At 70.2% G+C, this 17,725-nt stretch carries 19 protein-coding genes and 1 pseudogene; 11 read left to right on the forward strand and 9 right to left on the reverse strand.

Annotated features, from left to right (window positions below; all coding sequences use genetic code 11):
* Nucleotides 1-11: 11 nt before the first annotated feature.
* The gene (locus ACGFSH_RS27355) at nucleotides 12-605 is read right to left on the reverse strand and encodes a dihydrofolate reductase family protein (RefSeq protein ID WP_393353199.1); all 594 of its coding nucleotides are present in this window, start codon (nucleotides 603-605) and stop codon (nucleotides 12-14) included.
* A 68-nt stretch (nucleotides 606-673) separates the two neighbouring features.
* Between ACGFSH_RS27355 and ACGFSH_RS27360 the strand changes: the two genes are divergently transcribed.
* From ACGFSH_RS27360 to ACGFSH_RS27380, 5 genes and pseudogenes are all read left to right on the forward strand, one after another.
* Nucleotides 674-1,273: a TetR/AcrR family transcriptional regulator gene (locus ACGFSH_RS27360; protein WP_393353201.1), complete on the forward strand. Its 600-nt coding sequence runs from the start codon at nucleotides 674-676 to the stop codon at nucleotides 1,271-1,273.
* 173 nt (nucleotides 1,274-1,446) lie between these two features.
* Complete coding sequence (locus ACGFSH_RS27365) at nucleotides 1,447-2,016, forward strand: SMI1/KNR4 family protein (protein WP_393353203.1); 570 nt, start codon at nucleotides 1,447-1,449, stop codon at nucleotides 2,014-2,016.
* Nucleotides 2,017-2,261: 245 nt separating this feature from the next.
* On the forward strand, nucleotides 2,262-2,516 hold the full coding sequence (locus ACGFSH_RS27370; RefSeq protein ID WP_393353204.1) for an amphi-Trp domain-containing protein: 255 nt from the start codon (nucleotides 2,262-2,264) through the stop codon (nucleotides 2,514-2,516).
* Between the two features lie 71 nt (nucleotides 2,517-2,587).
* A pseudogene (locus ACGFSH_RS27375) lies at nucleotides 2,588-2,998 on the forward strand (MBL fold metallo-hydrolase); the annotation flags it as partial.
* Nucleotides 2,999-3,008: 10 nt separating this feature from the next.
* Nucleotides 3,009-3,236 carry a YgaP-like transmembrane domain gene (locus tag ACGFSH_RS27380; protein WP_393353206.1) on the forward strand — a complete coding sequence of 76 codons (228 nt, stop codon included), beginning with the start codon at nucleotides 3,009-3,011 and terminating at the stop codon, nucleotides 3,234-3,236.
* Between the two features lie 243 nt (nucleotides 3,237-3,479).
* Here ACGFSH_RS27380 and ACGFSH_RS27385 read toward each other — a convergent pair whose 3' ends face one another.
* From ACGFSH_RS27385 to ACGFSH_RS27410, 6 genes are all read right to left on the reverse strand, one after another.
* The gene (locus ACGFSH_RS27385) at nucleotides 3,480-3,902 is read right to left on the reverse strand and encodes a hypothetical protein (RefSeq protein WP_393353207.1); all 423 of its coding nucleotides are present in this window, start codon (nucleotides 3,900-3,902) and stop codon (nucleotides 3,480-3,482) included.
* A 533-nt stretch (nucleotides 3,903-4,435) separates the two neighbouring features.
* Nucleotides 4,436-4,987 (reverse strand): EF-hand domain-containing protein, encoded by a 552-nt coding sequence (locus ACGFSH_RS27390; RefSeq protein WP_393353209.1) that lies wholly within the window; start codon nucleotides 4,985-4,987, stop codon nucleotides 4,436-4,438.
* Nucleotides 4,988-5,122: 135 nt separating this feature from the next.
* The gene (locus ACGFSH_RS27395) at nucleotides 5,123-7,435 is read right to left on the reverse strand and encodes a molybdopterin-dependent oxidoreductase (protein ID WP_393353210.1); all 2,313 of its coding nucleotides are present in this window, start codon (nucleotides 7,433-7,435) and stop codon (nucleotides 5,123-5,125) included.
* A gap of 352 nt (nucleotides 7,436-7,787) precedes the next feature.
* The gene (locus tag ACGFSH_RS27400; RefSeq protein WP_393353211.1) at nucleotides 7,788-8,882 is read right to left on the reverse strand and encodes an ABC transporter; all 1,095 of its coding nucleotides are present in this window, start codon (nucleotides 8,880-8,882) and stop codon (nucleotides 7,788-7,790) included.
* Nucleotides 8,879-9,811: an ABC transporter ATP-binding protein gene (locus tag ACGFSH_RS27405; RefSeq protein ID WP_393353290.1), complete on the reverse strand. Its 933-nt coding sequence runs from the start codon at nucleotides 9,809-9,811 to the stop codon at nucleotides 8,879-8,881. The genes ACGFSH_RS27400 and ACGFSH_RS27405 overlap by 4 nt, the downstream gene beginning before the upstream one ends.
* Before the next feature lie 4 nt (nucleotides 9,812-9,815).
* Entirely contained in the window at nucleotides 9,816-10,253 is a 438-nt protein-coding gene (locus ACGFSH_RS27410) for a GntR family transcriptional regulator (RefSeq protein ID WP_393353212.1), read from the reverse strand.
* A gap of 234 nt (nucleotides 10,254-10,487) precedes the next feature.
* On the opposite strand from ACGFSH_RS27410, the gene ACGFSH_RS27415 reads away from it, so the two are divergent.
* Both ACGFSH_RS27415 and ACGFSH_RS27420 read left to right on the forward strand, forming a co-directional pair.
* Nucleotides 10,488-10,976, forward strand: coding sequence for a GNAT family N-acetyltransferase (locus ACGFSH_RS27415; RefSeq protein WP_393353213.1), 489 nt, complete (start codon nucleotides 10,488-10,490; stop codon nucleotides 10,974-10,976).
* A 174-nt stretch (nucleotides 10,977-11,150) separates the two neighbouring features.
* A complete protein-coding gene (locus tag ACGFSH_RS27420; protein ID WP_393353214.1) occupies nucleotides 11,151-11,555 on the forward strand; it encodes a type II toxin-antitoxin system PemK/MazF family toxin in 405 nt (134 codons plus the stop codon).
* Nucleotides 11,556-11,675: 120 nt separating this feature from the next.
* On the opposite strand, the gene ACGFSH_RS27425 is transcribed toward ACGFSH_RS27420, so the two are convergent.
* Nucleotides 11,676-12,359, reverse strand: coding sequence for an ASCH domain-containing protein (locus ACGFSH_RS27425; RefSeq protein ID WP_393353216.1), 684 nt, complete (start codon nucleotides 12,357-12,359; stop codon nucleotides 11,676-11,678).
* A gap of 644 nt (nucleotides 12,360-13,003) precedes the next feature.
* Between ACGFSH_RS27425 and ACGFSH_RS27430 the strand changes: the two genes are divergently transcribed.
* The 4 genes from ACGFSH_RS27430 to ACGFSH_RS27445 all read left to right on the forward strand — a co-directional run bounded on the left by ACGFSH_RS27430 (nucleotide 13,004) and on the right by ACGFSH_RS27445 (nucleotide 16,972).
* Nucleotides 13,004-14,665, forward strand: coding sequence for a helix-turn-helix domain-containing protein (locus ACGFSH_RS27430; RefSeq protein ID WP_393353217.1), 1,662 nt, complete (start codon nucleotides 13,004-13,006; stop codon nucleotides 14,663-14,665).
* Nucleotides 14,666-14,891: 226 nt separating this feature from the next.
* Entirely contained in the window at nucleotides 14,892-16,268 is a 1,377-nt protein-coding gene (locus ACGFSH_RS27435; RefSeq protein WP_393353218.1) for a diaminopimelate decarboxylase, read from the forward strand.
* An 11-nt stretch (nucleotides 16,269-16,279) separates the two neighbouring features.
* Complete coding sequence (locus tag ACGFSH_RS27440; protein ID WP_393353219.1) at nucleotides 16,280-16,486, forward strand: hypothetical protein; 207 nt, start codon at nucleotides 16,280-16,282, stop codon at nucleotides 16,484-16,486.
* 267 nt (nucleotides 16,487-16,753) lie between these two features.
* The gene (locus ACGFSH_RS27445; RefSeq protein ID WP_393353220.1) at nucleotides 16,754-16,972 is read left to right on the forward strand and encodes a hypothetical protein; all 219 of its coding nucleotides are present in this window, start codon (nucleotides 16,754-16,756) and stop codon (nucleotides 16,970-16,972) included.
* 79 nt (nucleotides 16,973-17,051) lie between these two features.
* Here ACGFSH_RS27445 and ACGFSH_RS27450 read toward each other — a convergent pair whose 3' ends face one another.
* On the reverse strand, nucleotides 17,052-17,657 hold the full coding sequence (locus tag ACGFSH_RS27450) for a hypothetical protein (protein WP_393353221.1): 606 nt from the start codon (nucleotides 17,655-17,657) through the stop codon (nucleotides 17,052-17,054).
* Between the last annotated feature and the right edge of the window lie 68 nt (nucleotides 17,658-17,725).

Genomic DNA, 17,725 nt, shown 5'->3' on the forward strand with positions numbered 1-17,725 from the left:
CGTCCCACGGGTCAGCGGCGGGTGAGGCGGGTGAAAGTGACCCCGTTGGGGAAGGCGGTGCGCTCGGCGACGTCGAACACGGTGGGGTCGAAGGCACCGTCGACCACCGAGATTCCTGTGCCGGCTACGACCGGATAGGTCTTGATCAGCAGCTCGTCGATCTCGGGCAGCAGGGTGCCCGCGAGCCGGCCGCCCCCGCAGAGCCAGATGTCCAGTCCGGCGCCCACCTCGCCCTTGAGCTCGCGGACAAGCCCGAGGGGGTCGCTCGGCACCACGACGACAGCCGGGTCGGTGTCCGGCTTGAGGGTGCTGGACACGACGTACTGGCGCAGGTGCGCGTAGGGGCTGGTGATCCCGTTGCCGAGGGCGGGGCGGTAGGTGCCGAGGCCCATGACCACGGTGTCGAAACGCCGGTTGGGCGCGTCGGCGACGCCGACGGCCGCGCGGTAAGCGGTCGGGACGGTCTCCGGGTACAGCGTGCTCATCCAGGTGGTGTAGGCGGCGCCCTGCTGCTCGTCTCCCTGCGGGAAGAAGGTGAATTCGCCGCCGGGGCCGGCGATGCGGCCGTCGAGCGAGACGCCGACGTAGTACACAAGCTTTCGCATGATGATCCCCACGTGTAGTACTCTGATTGTAGTGGTCTGAACGTAGTACTACAACCGGAGTGGTGTCAATGGTGAGACGGAACGACCAGCGGCGCGCCGCCCTGGTCGACGCGGCGATCGAGGTACTGGCACGAGAAGGAGCACGCGGCCTGACTTTCCGGGCCGTGGATGCCGAGGCCGGTGTTCCCACCGGCACGGCGTCCAACTACTTCGCCAGCCGCGACGACCTGTTCACTCAGACCGGCGCCCGGGTCTACGAGCGGCTCCAGCCCGACGAGGCCACGATCGCCCGCCAGCAGGCGGCCGACCGCGACCCGGAGACCTACGCCGAACTGATGCGCGAGCTCGTCGGCCGCGTCGCCGCCTTCCGCACCGGTTATCTCGCGCTGCTGGAACTTCGCCTGGAGGCCACCCGGCGCCCCGAACTGCGCAAGGTCCTCACTGACCGAGTCCGAGCCGACGTCGACGCCAATGTCGCCTATCACGAGGCTTCCGGCCTCCCTGGCGACGCCACGGCCGTCAAGCTGCTCATACTGACGCTGAACTGGCTGATCGTCGAGCAGCTCACGTTGCCGGACGTCTTCACGGAGGCAGAACGTGAACAGCTCGTGACCGCCGCCGTGGAGCGCATCGTGGGGACGCAGAAGATGACTCGGGACCAGAGGTGACGCAAATCGATCCCGACTGCGAGAGCAACCCGGCTCACTCAAAGACCGTATCCATCGGGCGATGACCGGGGATATGGACCGTCGCCTGACGCGGGGTGGGCCTGCCGCTCGGCGTGGCTCCGAACCGCTTGCCCAGCCGCGGTGATGCGTCAGGACGCCAGTACCGTGCTGCTGTGACCAATGACGAGGCCCGCCACCGCGGGCTCTGGGACGACGCCGCGGTCCATGCCCGTGTGGCCGCCATGGCTCAGGGAGACCCTGGGCGTCAGCGTTTCGGGTCCTCACACCATGGATACCGGCTTCGGCCTCCTCTGGCAGAGGACACGATCCGGCTGTTCGAGCAGCAGCATGGTGTCCGGCTCCCCGCTTCCTACCGCGGCTTCCTCAAGGATGTGGCCGAGGGAGGAGCGGGACCGGACTACGGGCTCCTGGGCCTCACAGAGGAAGTGGACGACGAAGAGGCCCTGCACGATCTCCGGGAAGAGGGCCGACGCGCGGGTTTCCTGGCCACGCCGTTTCCGCACACCACCGCGTGGCCCGGGCCGGGCAAGGACGGTGATGCCGACTACTCGGTCGAAGGCAGTCTGGTCATCGGTGAGTGCGGCTGCGGCACCTTCCACCGGCTGGTCGTCACGGGGAGGAACGCCGGCCAGGTCTGGATCGACGATCCTGACTGGGGTGGCCTGACACCGGGACCGGACTTCCGGGACCGGTACCTGGCATGGCTGGAGACGACGACCTGACCGCTACGACCCGAGGCCGGTCCGGGCGAGCCAGGTGGTCTGCCTCGGATCAGGTTGCTGTCCAAGGTCGGACCCGCGGTAGTCGTGCCCGACGCCCCCACGGGACCTTCGCGGTGGGCCGACGTCCCGCCAGCCGCACCCGCAAGAACACGAGGGTGCCGCCTCGCCAGGCCGACGCCGGAGAGCGGCGTGACAATGAGACCGGGGAGTGGCCTGAGAAACGTCTGCTGTTCCGGGAGGCTTGCGTGAGTGATCTCGAGTTCGAACAGAAGCGGACACTGTCGCGTGTCGAGGCTGCGGACCAGCTGGAGGCCCTGGCAGCAGCGCTCCGACGCGGCGGCCAGGCGGAGCTGGACCTCGGCCCCGGCCGGCTGACGGTGCGGATTCCGGAGGAGCTGCGGACGGAGATCGAGGTCGAGCTGGAGGACGGCGAGATCGACCTGGAGATCGAACTGTCCTGGCGGCCGCAGCAGGCGGACCGGGCGGCGGACGACGACTGACGAACGGCACGCCGATCCGATCGGCGAGTACATCGGAGGGTGAGGGTGTGCTCAGGCCGCCTCGGGCTCCCGTGCTTCTTGTCGCGGCGGGGCCGGTGAGCGATGATCTTGACGCCTGCCCGGTCCAGGGCGCGGCTGGGGCGGCGAGCTGGGTAGATCGACCAGGTGATCGCCGCTACCGCGCGGCATGGCGTGGCGTGCGGATCAGGTACATGGTGGAGACGCACCTGCACAATCACCACGTGACCGGCGGGCTGGAGCTGGCCCGCATGATCGGCCCCCTGCCACTGGTGCCTTCCGACGCACGGGTGTCGTTCGCCCGCGTCCCGGTCCACGACGGTGACGCCATGGACATCGACTCCGGACTGCGCCTGCGGGCCGTCGCCACGCCGGGGCACACTCCGCACCACACGGCCTACGTCCTCGAGGAGGACGGCGTAGCCGCGGTGGCGCTCACCGGCGGTTCGCTGCTCATCGGCACCCCGCTGGGCCATGGACCGCCAGGCCCGCCTCACCGCGGGCAGCATCATCCTTCTCGGCCTGATTCTGGGCGCGCCGGCCCACGTCGCCTTCGTGCTGCTCTCCGCCGCCGTCGCGGGCCTCGTCCACTCGGCCCTCTCGAACACCTGCGCCATGGCCACCCTGCTCGGCAAGCTGCCCTACAGCCGCACGGACCGGGCCGCCCTCGACACCACCCTCGCCGCCCTGCGCCACGGCTGAGCCCCGTCACACCGTGCCGGTCGCCACCGTCGAAAAGAGTGGCTGCGACCGGCACAGGTTCGCGCCGTCCTGGTCCGACGCTACGGACGCGCCGTCAGCACGACGTCACCCCTGCGTCATCCCCGGTCAGCTGCACGGCCCGCGAATGGTGAACAGCACGCAACGGCACACTGACCACGACACGGGCCGGGCAAGGCCGGTCCCTCACGCAGACCTGTGGTCACGTCCGCCGGGAAGCGGCCGTCACCGCGTGTTGAGGTACAGCTGCGGAGACCAGGCGGTGCATTTCGAGCTCGAGAGGAATCCGCGGTTGCACGCCTGGATCATGATGTTGTAGTCGCCGTGCCGGGCAGGCCACGACCACAGTCCCTTGCTTGCAGAGAGTTCGCCCTGCTCCCAGGGGCCGCCCGGAGCGGCCCAGCGGACGTTGTAGTGGGTCGCCCGGTACCCGCCGTAGATGACGTAGACGTACCCGTTGCACCGGTCGTAACGCGCCCCTATGTAAGGGGAGTTGTTCCATTTGTACCTGTTCGGAGAGCCGCCGATGTTCGTGCCGCCATCAGGCGGATACGCGTCCCTGTAGCACCCCTGCGCAGCGGCATCGGTGACCGTGGGCACGATCACTCCTCCTGCGGCAACGGCGCAGGAGGAGAGCACTATCGCCATCCGGCGCAGCATCGATGCAGCCATTGTTCCCACCGCCCTTCCGGTGACCGGAGTCCGTCGGCCGCCGTGCCCGCCCTCGTCGCAGCGGGCCCCCATGCGTCCAGGGGGTCGGATCACGTTGCCGCAGACCTCGAAGAGGCCTGCCGGTGACATGGGATGCGTGATTCGTGCGCTGCCTCGCGGCCTTCGGGCCGATCGCGCCGGGCCACGGTGTGACGGACCCTCACCCTCAGACTGCCACCTCGGGATGCGTGCTGCATCTCGGAACGCGGGTACGTTTTCCGACGTCACACCATCTGATCACTCGGGCGGTCACCCACGGAACGGCACTGCTCCCCCATGGCCGAGCATGAACAAGTGGCGGTCGGCGACTGCACCGTGCACTGCCGCAACCGGCCGTCGCCATGCACATACTGCCGGCCCACCCCGCCCATGACGCTCATAGGCGATACGCGCCCCACGCCTCCACGCGGCCGGTGGCCAGGAAGGCAGACCCAGGCAGAAGCGCGGGACGGCGGCGTATCCGGGGACCGTCAGGCGTGGACCTTGCCGAAGATGTGGTTGGCGGGGGCGTCGGGGTCGTTGCCGTAGAAGAACTCCTCGACCGCCCGGTGGAACTCGTCACGGTCCAGTCCGCCGGAGCCGTCGAGGTCCAGGGCGGCGAAGACGGCTGCGCAGTCCTCGCCGGGGACGGCGGCGACCGAGTCGAACATCTGCTGGAACTCGGCCTGATCGATCTTGCCGTCTCCGTCGAGGTCGACCAGGTCGAAGAAACAGTCGGTGACCGGCTCGATCTGCTGCGGGTAGAGCGCGCGGTCGGTCAGGACGCTCTTGAAGCCGGCGGTCATCTCCCGCACGTCGACCTTCCCGTCACCGTCCTGGTCCATCGGGGCGATGACGTTCGACCAGAACTGGTCCATCCCCTCGGTGAGCCGGCGGACGGTTTCCGGATCGGGGGTGGTCGGGCGGGCGCTGATGTAGCGCTCGCTCATCATGCGGACGTCGCGCTGGGTGATGAACCCGTCGCCGTCGACGTCGGCGCCCCGGAACCACTGGCCGTACTTGAGATCTTGGAGTGCGCTCATGGCTGCGCACCGTATTCAGGTGATTACGGTGAAGCAAACCCCGTCCGGGGAGAACGGGGGCCGGTCGGGCCCGCCGGCCGGGTGGCCGGCGACGGTGAACACGGCAAACTCGTCCGTCGTCGGGGTGGCTTCGTTTCAGTGTTCGAGGTGTGGTGGTACGAAGGCGAGCACCTCCTCGACCGGCCCGTCGTGGACCTCGACGTCGACGAGCGCACTGTGCGCACTCGGCCCCTGCGACAGACGGGAGCACCCGCGGTCCCGGGTAAGGGTGTTGGGGTTGCCGTGGCGGTCCAGGGTTCCGCTCCGGCCCGGCTGGGCCGGGTCCCACCACGCTCCGGTGGACAGCTGGATGACGCCGGGCATGACGGCGTCCGACAGGATCGCGCCCGCCAGGCAGCCGCCCCGGTCGTTGAACACGCGCACGATCATGCCGTTCTCGATACCGCGTGACGCCGCGTCTCGCGGGTTGATCGTCACCGGCTCGCGGCCGTGGATCTTCGACTTGAGGCTGTGGTCACCGTTGTCGTACTGGCTGTGCAGGCGTGAGGCGGGCTGATTCGAGATCAGGTGCAGCGGGAAGCGGTCCGCCAGGTCGGCGCGAAGCCACTCCACGGGTTCGAACCACGTCGGATGTCCGGCGCAGTCGTCGTAGCCGAACGAGTCGATCTCCTCGGAGAAGATCTCGATCCGCCCCGACGGCGTCGTCAGGGGGAAGCGCCGCGGATCGGAGCGCAGTGCTTCGAAGCTGCCGGGGAAAGGCCCGCGGAGCGCGGGCAGTTCGACACCGGAGGAGCGTTGCCAGAAGTCGTCGAAGTCCGGCAGGGCCGCGTCGTCGCCGAGGTTCGCACGTGTCTGCGTGTAGAGGTGCCGGACCCATTCGATCTCGGAGCGGCCTTGGGTGAACTCGCGCTCGTAGCCGAGCCGGGCGGCCAGAGCGGCGAAGATCTGGTGGTCGGTGCGTGCCTCGCCGGCCGGCTCACGGACCTTCGGCATCGGGGTGAGGTGCGGGTCGGAGAACCCCGCGGCGAAGTCGTCACGCTCGAGGCTGGTCGCGACGGGAAGCACGATGTCGGCGTACTTCGCCGTGGTGTTCCACCAGGCTTCGTGGACCACCACCGTGTCCGGGCGCTGCCAGGCTCGGGTGAGGCGGTGGAGGTCCTGGTGGTGGTGGAAGGGGTTTCCTCCGCACCAGTAGATCAGGCGCAGGTCCGGCAGGGTCAGGCGCTGACCGTCGTAGTCGATGGTCGAGCCGGGTTCCAGCAGGGTGTCGGCGATCCGGGCGACCGGGATGAACTCCGCTACGGGGTTCGCCACCCGCGGCATCGACGCCACGGACGGGCGGCCCGGGGCGACACCGGTCGCGTCCATCGTCGCGTAGCCCGCGCCCCATCCGCAGCCGGGGCGTCCCAGCGAACCCGCCATGGCCGCCAGCACGACCGACATCCAGATCGGCTGCTCACCGTGGTCCGCCCGCTGTACGGCGTAGTTGACCATGATGAGGGAACGCTGTGCGGACAGGCGGCGGGCGAGATCGGTGATCGTGTCGCGACCGATGCCCGTGATCCTGCCGGCCCAGTCGGCGTCCTTGACGACGCCGTCCACGTCACCGGTGAGGTAGGAGGCGAAGCGGTCGAAACCCTCGCAGCAGCGGGTGAGGAAGTCCTCGTCGTGCCAGTCGTTGACCAGCATCGTGTGCGCGATGCCGAGCATCAGGGCGGTGTCGGTGTTGGGGACGACCGGGAGCCACTCGGCGTCGAGGAAGCCGGCGGTGTCACTGCGGATCGGGCTGACGTTAACGAACCGCACCCCGGCCTCACGGCACTTGCGCTGCAGGTCGCGCGTCTGGTGGCGGGCCAGCCCGCCGGGGTTGATCTGGCTGTTCTTCAACGCCAGTCCCCCGAAGGCCACCACGAGCTCACAGCTCTCGGCGATCTCGTCCCACATCGGCATCCGGGACTGGTAGCTCCACGGGGCCCCGCCGATCACGTGCGGAAGGATGACCTCGAGAGCGGCGGTGCTGTAGGTGTTGCGCGAGTCGGTGTAGCCCCCGCCCAAGGCCAGGAACCGCTGGAGCTGACCCTGGGCGTTGTGGAACCCGCCCGCGCTGGCCCAGCCGTACGAGCCGCCGAACACCGCGCCGTGCCCGTGCTGTTCGCGTACTCGGCGCAATTCCTCGCTGATCAGGGTGAGCGCTTCGTCCCAGCTGACCTCCACGAAGGCGTCCGCCCCTCGGGCGGTGTCATCGACGCGCGGTGAGCCGTCGAGCCACCCTTTGCGCACCGCGGGACGCAGCACGCGCGCACGGTCCTCGGCCGCCGCCACCATGCCCGGGCCGATCGGCGAGGGCGCGGGGTCGTCACCCCGGGGCTCGATGCGCAGCAGCCGGCCGGAATCGACCACGGCCACGAAACTGCCCCAGTGCGTCGCCACCGGCAAGCGTCGTTCCACCGTGCATCAACTCCATCCCTGAAGCCATTCCGGCACTCGGACAACGGCCGCTGCACCACAGGGGTTTCGCTCCGGCCAGCGGTCCGCAGGACACAGGCTCCCCCTGGCGGGGGCTGCCCAACCCTGGCGGTGCGCACGGCTCCCAGCGCCGCGACTCAACCGGAAGCCGATGCCCGGAGCCCGTAGCCCGGAGCCGGGGCGCCGCCGCCGGCCGCGTGCCGGCCTCGGCCTGTGGGGTGTCGAGCCGTCCCCGAGGGAGGCGTCGCAGTCGTCCGCGAGCCGAGGGCGGGGGTGCGGGAGCGGGTGCCTTCCTGGACATCACCGCGCGGTCGGCCGGCAGGTGAACGGCTGCTCAGACGAGCCGCTTACGACCCCAGGCGAAGAGGAACACCACGATGCCGGCCGTGAGGGCGAACAGGACCGAGGCGCCGAGCCACTGCATATCGCTCATCTGCGAGATGGGGAGGTAGTCGGTCGACGCGCCGACGATGTCCGCCTTCTTCATGCACGACTCAGTCCCCTCCAGCGTCGCCTTGTCCGCGCACACCGAGATGTCGAACGGTTTCCCGCTGCCGTTGACATACGACCAGTCGAGCACGTGCGCGCTGCGGGGCACCTCCGGAAAGGCGACCGAGGTGCCGGGGGCGACCGGCTTGGTGGTGGCTGTGAGGACGTCGCCGAGCGACAGCTTGAAGTGGCCCCAGGCCATCTGGAGGGCGACGGTGAAACCGAGGGTCACCACCATGGCCGCCAGCGTGCGGCGCAGGAGCACACCGATCAGCACCCCGCCGAACACGGAGAGGAGGGAGAGGGCGACGGGCGCCGGGCCCGTGGTGTTGAAGAACTCCCTGGAGGTCCAGTCGATGTCCGTGTAGTGGAGCTTGATGGGGCTCCACCACCAGGCGAACACAGCCGAGAGCGTGACCGTGGTCACCGTCGCCACCAGCCCGGCCAGCGCCAGCTTCGTGGCGAGCCAGCGGTTGCGGCTCATGGACTGTGCGGCGATCAGCTTGGCCGTGCCGCTCTCCAGGTCGCCCGCGAGCAGGGGGGCGCCGAGGAGCACACCGAGCATGACGGGTATCGCCGTGAGACCGGTGGTGGCGGACTTGAACGCGCCGGTGTACGGGTCGAACCGCTTCCCCACATCGTCGAGGTTCTTGGCGGGGAAGCCGTACCCGGCGAGGAAGTCCATCAGCTGGGCGCGCTGGTAGATCATCCAGGCCGCGGCGAGCACGGTGGCGGCGAGCATGGTCCAGAACGCGGCCCGGTGCTGACGCCAGACCAGCCACGTCATCCCGCTCAGGCGGGGGCGCCGGGCGGCCTGTGTGCTGGTCGCGTTCATGGCCCCGTGCCTGGGCCCGTTCATGGTTGCGTTCATTGTGCCGTTCATCGTCCGGGCCGTCGTCCTGTTCTCGTCGTCGGTGGAGGGGCTGGTGAAGGTGCTCATGCAGCGGTCCTCGCGGTGCTCGACCGCTGGTCCCGGACCTGGGCGGTGGGGGTGATCAGCGGGGGCGCGTCGGGGGAGCGGAGGTAGGCGAGCAGGAGTTCCTCCATGCTCGGGGCGGACATCTCCCAAGGGCCGGTGACCGGGCCCTCCGGGCGGATGAGCGCGGTGAACTGCCGTCCGCTGGTCCGTGCCTCGACCAGGGTGTGGTACCCGAGGGCTGCGGGCAGACCCTCACCCTCCTTGGCCCCGGTGACCACGGTGTGGACGGTCATCAGGTCGTCCACGTCACCGGCAAGGCGCACTCCCCCGCCGGAGACGACGACGAGGAAGTCGCACACGTTGTCCAGTTCGGCGAGGACGTGGGTGGACATCAGCACGGTGGTGCCGCGCTCGCCGGCCTCGGCGAGGAGGGTGCCCATGAGTTCGTGGCGCACGACCGGGTCGAGGTCCGACATCGGCTCGTCGAGCAGCAGCAGGTCGGGGCGCTTGCCGAAGGCGAGGGCGACCGCGACGCGGGTGCGCTGCCCGCCGGAGAGGGTGCCGATCTTCGCGTGGAAGGGCACATTGCCCGCTCGGACGATGTCCTCCGCGGCGCGCTGGTCCCAGCCGGGATTCAGCTCGCGGCCCAGCCGCAGGGTCTCCGCCACGGTGAAGCGGCGGAACAGCGGCTTCTCCTGCGCGAGGAAGGCCGTACGCCGACCGGACTCCACCGAGCCCGGCGCCTCGCCGAACAGACTGAGCGTGCCCTGCGTCGGCTTCAGGACGTGGGCCGCGAGGTTCAGCAGCGTGGTCTTGCCCGCGCCGTTGGGGCCCACCAGCCCGCAGATCCTGCCCGCCGGAAGCCGGAAGGTGCAGTCCCGCAGCGCCCAGCCCCGGCGGTAGCGCATTCCCAGCCCGTGCGCCTCGAGCGCCGGCTCCCCCGTGTACATGACGTCACTCACCTGTGCTCCTCGTTGTCGTGCCCCCCGGGACCGCCGTGGCCCCGGTGGCGTACTGCTTCTCCAGCGCCGACGCGACCAGCGCGGCCACGTCCTCCTGCTCCAGACCGGCCTCGGCCGCCTTCGCCATCCACGCCACCAGCTCTCCGTACAGGGGCGAGTCGGTGCCCGTCTCGGGACGGCCCAGCGTGCGCCGCACGAAGGTGCCCAGGCCCGGTCGCGGTTCGACCAGGCCCTCGCGCTCCAGTTCGCGGTACGCCTTGAGGGTGGTGTTCGGATTGACCGCGCTCGTCTCGGCGACGTCCTTGGCGGTGGGCAGCCGGTCACCCGGCACCAGTACGCCCAGCCGCAGGGCCTGCTTGGTCTGCTGCACGATCTGCTGGAAAGCGGGGACCCCGCTCCGCCTGTCGATGCGGTACTCCACGGCCACCACTCCCCTCCACCATCATTCCACTACTTGATTAGTGGAATGATGATGGAGGTGGATGGGCACGGTTGTCAACGAAGTCCCGGAACGGCCCTGGGATCGCCACGGGCGACGGGCGGGGACCGCGCGAGCGCGAATTCCGGCTGCCGCGTCGGCTCCCGTTTCCGGCGCTGCTGGGGTGCCTTGACCTCGACCGGCCGAGGACCGCGGTGGGATGCTGGGCCGCCGGAGGTACGGAAGATGATCAATGTTGTGTTGAAGCTGTCGGTCCGTGATCTGGTGCATGCGGACCTGGCGTCCTGCGGATGGGCAGGGTCTGACCTCCACCTGACCGGCGTCGCCAAGCAGTTGGACCGTGTCCGGACCGGCGAGGTCGACTACCTTGCGGTCTGCCCTGCAACGGACATTCCTGTGGCGAAAGGCGGCGTCGACTACCAGGTCAAGAACGGGGTCGGCACCCTGTGGCAGCTGGCAGTCCACCCCGCGTTGCAGTCGTGCGGGATCGGCACCTTCCTCGTCGAAGCCGCAGAACTGCGGATCAGGAGCCGCGGTCTGCGGCAGGCCGAACTCGGTGTGGAGGAAAGCAACCCGCGGGCACGTGCCCTCTACGAAAGGCTGGGTTATGTCGCGTACGACCGGCAGCCTGACTCGTGGGACGAGCAAGCCCCTGACGGGTCGTTGCGCCGCTACGAGACGATGTGCACGTTGATGCGAAAGGAACTCACGTAGGCTCTGTGACCTTCGCGGGGTCTCTCAGCGACCGCGGCATCCGAGGTCATCGGGTCGTCGGCTCCGGCCGCCGCAGTCCGAGGCTGCCAGCCACGGCGGAGGCTTCTTCCTCAGATGCAGCCGAGCTGTGGTGGTCGCGCGGCCTACGCAAGCGGCCTTGTGTCAGGAGGACATGTGCGACGTGGTGAAGTCTGGTGGGCCGAGTTCGACGAGCGGCGGCCGGTCGTACTGCTGTCGGAAGGTGACGCGTCCGGGATCCGGGTGATGCAGGTCGTGGCCCCGGCGGGAGTCGACATCAGCGGTCTGGGCGTCGAAGTGGTCGTGGGCACCACGGAAGGGCTGCCCTTTGACGGCGTGCTGCGGTTCGCGTTCCCATGCCCCGGCTTCACCCCTTGCACGTGGCTGACCACTGTGTCCCGGGACGACCTGATCGAGCGGGCGGGCGCCCTGCCCAGCGCGAAACTCGACGAGATCGAGGATGCACTCCGACTCGCCGGACAGCCGAGAGAGCGCACCCCGGCGATGACCGAGAGGCTCAGCGAACTGAGGGACGCCCTCCGTCTCGGTGGACTTGAGTAGTCGGGTAGGCGGAGAAGGAACGGACACCGTCGATGGCGGAGGTCGATCGTCCAGATGATCGACACTGACCACCGTCCTTTCGGTCCCCTCACCATCGAGACCACGTCTGCGGCCGGGGTCTCAGGAGGCGCCCGTCTCGTCGTGGATCCGGAACGTGATCACGTCGACTTCGTCGGTGCCCACCAGATCCGGGTAATGGCCCTTGAGGGTCTCTCGGAGTTCGCTTGCGGTCGTCAGTCCCTCGGCTTGCGCGTCCTGATGGGTGAGGTCGCCGACCAGGCACTGCCTGATGTCGGTCACCTCTGCATGCAGCACGACTTCCGGGTCGCTCTCGAACAGCAGCCGTGCCGCTCCCGGCCGGGCCGGATCCCGGAAGCGGGTGGTCCTGGTCTTCGCGCCGGAGCGGACGTCCTCGAGGTAGCGAGGGTTGAAGCGGATGATCGGGGGTCCGGCCGTCTCGGGGTCTTGGTAGAGGGAGGGGTCGAGACCGTTCATGCCTTCCGGGGTCCATCGCTGAGTCAGCGGCATGAGATCGGCGGCGAGAACGGACCTGGGCCCCGCGGGCGTGGGCACGATGACACGCATGGTGGGGTGGTAGTCCACGAAGACCTGCCGATCGCGTCCACACGGGCCGATGATCCCGCGCCCGTGGTTTCCCACGGCGACGATGCAGCGCATCTGGCGGGCCCCCTGGGCTCGTGCGGCTCCCAGGGCCACGAGTTCGGCGCACGGACCGCCGGTGAAGTGGTAGAGGTTCACGCCGGCGAACATCCGGTGGTCGGCGGCCATGACCGCGGCACCCATCGTGTGGATCCCGTCTTCGTCGGGCCCGGCGTCGGTATGCGCGTCTATGGTGCGGCGTGCCAGCTCCACGAGCTCACGCTCGTCCGCATCGAGAGGTCGCGCAGACGACGGTACGTACACGCTCTTGCCTTCTTTCCGTCAGTAGTCGCCCACGAGCATTCCACGCCGCGTATGCGGGCTCCACGGGATTTCGGCTTGCCCAGACCGCAGTTCAGGGCGGGACACGGGAGCGCGCTGCGAGTTCCAGCGCCATGGAGATGGAGGCCCATGCCGTCGGCCTGCGTCAACTGCCGCCGGAACGGGGTGAAGGCGCCGTAAGACCATCCGACGTCGGACTGCTGGTGTCACCGTCTCCCGGGAGAGGATCAGCCCCACGTCGTTCTCCGGTCACGAGCCTGCCGTGCCCTCGGGGCAGCCGTCGCCGGACTGCTGATCGTCTACGGCCACAGAGCCGCGTCGGCACTGCTCGTCTTGCCGTCGGCTTCCGCACGGAGTGACCGGCGCGGCGGCGACTCGTTTCACCCGCATCTGCTGCGGGACGCGAGGGTGATGTCGTACGTTTTCCCGATCGGCCACCGAGCGTGGTGGCGCGTGTACGCACCGGCTCGGCGCGGGGTCGGGTGGGAGCGCGAGACGGGGGCGACATGACGGACCTTGCGGTGGCGGCCGGTTGGGACACGGCCGACGAGTCACGGGTGACGTTGGAGCGGCTGCTGTCCGTCGTGGGGGTGGGCGCCGTGGAGCTGCACTCGGCGCCCAAGGGCCTGGGGGCCGCGGTCACCGGGGTGAACGTGCTCGACCTTCGGGAACCCGTGGTCAGACCGCGCGAACTGCTGCTGGCCGTGGGCGTCGATCCGGGCTCGGCCCTGGCGGTCGACGTCGTGCGCCGGGCGGGTGAGTCGGATGCGGCGGGCGTGGTGTTCGGTCCGGGCCGGCCCGAACCCACCGCGGGAGCGCTGCAGTCGGCCGCCGAGGAGGGCGGTACGGCGTTATTGTTCCGTACCGCCTGGTGCACGTGGGCCCAGCTGGTGGGGGTGCTGCGGGCGGGGCTGGCCTCGGCGGGTGTGCCGCCGATGGCCGGGCTCGGCGGGCCGCGCCTTGGGGATCTCAACTCGCTGGCCGACGCGGTGGCGGCCCTGGTCGGGGGCGCGGTGACCATCGAGGACACGGAGTCCCGTGTGCTGGCGTACTCCTCCACCGAGGAGAACGTGGACGAGCAGCGCAGGCTGACGATCCTCGGCCGCCGGGTCCCGCCGTGGCGGGTGGCGGCCATGCGCGAGGCGGGGTTCTTCCAGGCGCTGTGGGCGGGCGACGACGTACTGCACCGGCCGGCGCACGGACAGAACCCGGAACGTCTGGTGGGCGCCGTGCGGGCGGGCGGGGAGGCGCTCGGGTCGATCTGGGTGGCCGCCGTGGCCGGCCGGCCGCTGGCGCCCAATGCCTCCGAGGCCCTGCGCGCCGCGGCCCGGGCAGCCGCCGCCCACCTGCTGCACCATCGCACCCACAGTTCGGACGACCGTCTCGTCGAGGACGCGGCCCGTGCGCTGTTGGAGGAGCGCGGATCCGTCGAGGTGCTCGCGGAACGGGCCTCGCTGCCGTTACGTGAACCCTGTGCCGTCCTGGCCGTCGGCACCGGGGCCGCGGATCAGGGGGACGGCGATCCGTCGGGACTGTACGGGCTGCTGACCCTGCACTGCGCCGCGTACGGGCACCGTGCGGTGGTCGTCCCGGCGGGCGGCAGGATCCTGGTGCTGGTGGGCGCCCTGGACCGTGATCTCGGCCGGGCCGAGGGCCAGATGACCCGGTTGGGGGAAACGCTGGCGCACCAGTTGTCGGCCACCCTGGGCGGGCCGCTGAAGGTCGGACTCGGCGATGTGGCCCCCGGGCTGGCCCGGGCGCCGGAGTCGCGCCGGGCGGCCGAGCTGGCCCTCAGGGCGCTGACGGAGGCCGCGGGGTCGCGAACGGTCGCCAGGACCGGGGACGTCGCGGACGCGGTCGGCATCCTGCACGTCGTCGGCGCCCTGCGCGGGGTGGATCTGTCGCCGCAGACCTCGGTGGCCCGGCTGCGGGCGTTCGACGCCGAGCACAGCGGCAGTTGCCTGGTGGAGACGCTGCGCGCCTATCTCGACCACTTCGGTGACGTGTCCGCCGCCTCCCGCGCGCTGAGTGTGCACTCCAACAGCCTGCGCTACCGGCTGCGGCGCATCGCCCAGGTGTCGGGACTGGACCTGGCGGACCCCGACGCCCGTCTGCTGGCCCAGTTGCAGTTGCGTCTGAGCGACGAGGTCGGCGGACAACGCGGCTGACCGGCCCCCGGCCGCCGCTCGTCGGCCCCCACCATCACGAGGCCGCTTCTTCGTCGCAGCGCACAACAGCCCGGCCTGGCGGGGCGGTTGGTTGCTCCTGGCCGTCATGAGGCGGGCCCTCGGCTCTCACGACTCGACGAAGACGCCCTTCCCGCGCGGACAGCACGCTGGTGGTCCAGCCCGGGAAAGCCCCGGGTGCTGCGCAGACCACCCCGGAAGGCTCACCATGACCGGACTGACCCCCGCCGCCGAGCGGCGCGAGCGGATCCTGCGGGAAGCGGTACAGCAGGGTCTGTTGGACCCCGAGCGACACCTGCTGGCCGCCTTCGTCGACCTGGACGGCGTCGCCACGACGGTCGAGTCCCTGCACCGCGCTTTCGCCTCTGCCCCCTCCGCCGCGCCCGTGCTGCACGCGTTCGCCGCCAAGGCGAACAGTCTGGTGCCGGTGCTGGCGGAGCTGCGAGATCTCGGCATGGGCTGCGAGGTCGCCACCGCGGGCGAGCTGGCCCGCGCCCTGGCCGCCGGCTTCGCGCCGGAGCGGATCGTCTTCGACTCCCCGGCCAAGACGGAGGCCGAACTCCGGCGCGCCCTGGACCTGGGTGTGACGGTCAACGCGGACAACTACCAGGAGCTCGCCAGGATCGACCGTGCGCTCGGCGGCCGCGTCCCGACGTCACGGATCGGTGTCCGCGTCAACTCCCAGCTCGGCGGCGGCGCCATCGCCGCGATGAGCACGGCCACCAGCACCTCCAAGTTCGGCGTTCCGCTGGCGGACCCGGGCAGTCGGCAGGAGTTGCTGCGCGCCTACCGCGACCGGCCATGGCTGACCTGGGTGCACACGCACGCCGGTTCCCAGGGCTGTCCGCTCGACCTCATGGCGCGCGGGGTCGCGCAGGCCGTGGAGTTCGCCGAGGAGGTCAACGCGTCCCTAGGGCGGCGTCAAGTGGTCGGCATCGACATCGGCGGCGGGCTGCCCGTCAACTTCGCCGACGACGAGACCACACCGACCTTCGCCACGTACGTGGAACAACTGCGCGCCCATGCACCCGCGTTGTTCGCCGAGCCCGACCCGTCCGGAGTCTCCGGAGGGGTCGGGGTCCGCGGTGGGTACGAGATCGTCACCGAGTTCGGGCGTTCCGTCCTCGCCAAGAACGGGTTCACCGCCGCGTACGTCGAGTACACCAAGAACATGGGCGGCCGGTCGATCGCGGTCACCCACGCGGGCGTCCAGGTGGCCACCCGGACCGTGTTCAACCCCGACGCCTGGCCCCTGCGGATCGAGGCGTATGACGGCGGCGGCACGGCGAAACGGGGCGGTCCGGTGCGTCAGGACATCGCGGGGCCCGCCTGCTTCGCCGGTGACCTGCTGGCGCGCGACCGGGCGCTGCCGCTGCTGGAGCCCGGGGACATCGTCGCCGTCCCGGACACGGGCGCCTACTACTTCTCGACGCCGTTCCACTACAACAGCCTGCCCGAACCGGCCGTGTACGGGGTTCGCACGAGTGGTGACGGCGGTGACGGCGGAGTCGCCTTCGAACTGCTGCGTCCCGCGCAGGATCCGTGGGACGTACCCCTGCACGAGCCCGTTCTCACGGTCAGGTAAGGAGCATCGAGGTGGCACAGGCCAACCGCCGGCGGTCCGGCCGGGACGGGCCGCTCCTCACCCAGCGCGCCGCCGTCGTCTTCCTGCTGGCAGCGCTGGTCGGCATCGCTGCCACCGCGCTGTCGGTGCTGGCCGGCAACGGGTGGCCCATCGCGGTGAGCGTCGGCGGCGGGGTTGTGGCACCGGCCGTGCTGTTCTTCAACCAGATCATCGATTAGGGCCGAAGGCCGGTCCGCTACCCGTCAACCAGGTCCCCACGAGCGCTGCATCCCACAGACGACGCGGCCTACTCAGGAAGGTCTAGGTACTCGCGCCCAGGCGGAGCACGCCATCCGCTGTCTAGGCTCCGGGGCATGGGTTTTGTGGAGCGGACAGCAGCGCCGAGTGCACAGCCGGCCGTGAGGCGACAGCCGCAGGGGACGACGTCGCTCGTGCTGGGCGCTGCCGCCGTCGTCATGATGACGTGCCCGTTTCTGCCTTCCTGGATGCCGAACGGGGTCCGCTTCGTTCCCGTGTACTTCATCGTGCCCGTGGGGATCGGTGCGATCGTCTCCGGTCTCGTCGCGCTGCGCAGGGCGCTGGGCCAGGAGGCGGCCGACCTCTCACGGGCGCGAACGGGAGTCGCACTCGGAACGACGGCGGTCGCGCTGACGCTGGCCGTCATCGTCTGGGCGATCTGGGAGTTGAACCAGGCTTACCAGTAGGCGGCGGTGAAGCGGCAAAAAACAGCAATGTGGCAGGAAGCAGAGCGTTCCAGGCGTCGAACGACTGCCGTCCTGCCCGTCAGGGCCGCAGGCCCTCCCGCGCGAGGGCGGCCTCGGACAGGTCGGCGATGACCTGTCGGTCCGCCCGGCGCCAGGCGTCGGCGAGGCCGCCCGGCGGGACGGGGACCGCGGCGAGGTAGCGCTGGGGGCCGGTGAGGGCGCGCAGCGCGAGCAGGTCGGCGCCACCGGGGTCGTCGAGGAGGCGTCGGGTGGTGGCGGCGCGGCGGATCCAGCGCAGGCGCGGGGGCAGCCACAGCGCCAGGACGAAGGCGGTCGCGAGGACGATCAGGGCCACCGCGGTCAGGGTCGCCGCGCGGCCCACGGTGTCCTGTAGAGACTGTCCGGCGTCGGAGAGACTGTTGCCCGCTTCCGCGGCGGACCGGAGCGGCTTCTTCAGGGCGTCGCCGACGAAGGGCACTTTCGAGGCCGCGTCGCCGGCGTCGTCGAGACCGGCGGCGAGGCCCTCGCCCGCGCTCTGCGTCTTCTTTCCCGGCTCGGCCAGCAGGGTGATCGCGTCGTGCACGGCCAGCGCGAACTTCACCGCGAGCGCGATCAGGGCCACGGCGATCAGGTCCGCGAGTACCTGACGGCTGCGACGCCTCGGGTTCTGGGCGTAAAGACGCATGAGCGTGCTCCTGTTCCGTCGGAAGCATCGAGGAGGGCGTGGCTGAAGGCAGGTGAATGCGCTTCAGG

Source organism: Streptomyces sp. NPDC048481, from assembly GCF_043200075.1.
Classification (GTDB): domain Bacteria; phylum Actinomycetota; class Actinomycetes; order Streptomycetales; family Streptomycetaceae; genus Streptomyces.

Excerpts from the sequence above, each read along its gene's own strand:
- ACGFSH_RS27355 (WP_393353199.1), bottom strand. The coding sequence starts at position 605 with ATGCGAAAGCTTGTGTACTACGTCGGCGTCTCGCTCGACGGCCGCATC.
- ACGFSH_RS27360 (WP_393353201.1), top strand. The coding sequence starts at position 674 with ATGGTGAGACGGAACGACCAGCGGCGCGCCGCCCTGGTCGACGCGGCG.
- ACGFSH_RS27380 (WP_393353206.1), top strand. The coding sequence starts at position 3,009 with ATGGACCGCCAGGCCCGCCTCACCGCGGGCAGCATCATCCTTCTCGGC.
- ACGFSH_RS27385 (WP_393353207.1), bottom strand. The coding sequence starts at position 3,902 with ATGGCGATAGTGCTCTCCTCCTGCGCCGTTGCCGCAGGAGGAGTGATC.
- ACGFSH_RS27390 (WP_393353209.1), bottom strand. The coding sequence starts at position 4,987 with ATGAGCGCACTCCAAGATCTCAAGTACGGCCAGTGGTTCCGGGGCGCC.
- ACGFSH_RS27400 (WP_393353211.1), bottom strand. The coding sequence starts at position 8,882 with ATGAGCACCTTCACCAGCCCCTCCACCGACGACGAGAACAGGACGACG.
- ACGFSH_RS27405 (WP_393353290.1), bottom strand. The coding sequence starts at position 9,811 with ATGTACACGGGGGAGCCGGCGCTCGAGGCGCACGGGCTGGGAATGCGC.
- ACGFSH_RS27415 (WP_393353213.1), top strand. The coding sequence starts at position 10,488 with ATGATCAATGTTGTGTTGAAGCTGTCGGTCCGTGATCTGGTGCATGCG.
- ACGFSH_RS27425 (WP_393353216.1), bottom strand. The coding sequence starts at position 12,359 with ATGGGTGCCGCGGTCATGGCCGCCGACCACCGGATGTTCGCCGGCGTG.
- ACGFSH_RS27430 (WP_393353217.1), top strand. The coding sequence starts at position 13,004 with ATGACGGACCTTGCGGTGGCGGCCGGTTGGGACACGGCCGACGAGTCA.
- ACGFSH_RS27435 (WP_393353218.1), top strand. The coding sequence starts at position 14,892 with ATGACCGGACTGACCCCCGCCGCCGAGCGGCGCGAGCGGATCCTGCGG.
- ACGFSH_RS27445 (WP_393353220.1), top strand. The coding sequence starts at position 16,754 with ATGCCGAACGGGGTCCGCTTCGTTCCCGTGTACTTCATCGTGCCCGTG.
- ACGFSH_RS27450 (WP_393353221.1), bottom strand. The coding sequence starts at position 17,657 with ATGCGTCTTTACGCCCAGAACCCGAGGCGTCGCAGCCGTCAGGTACTC.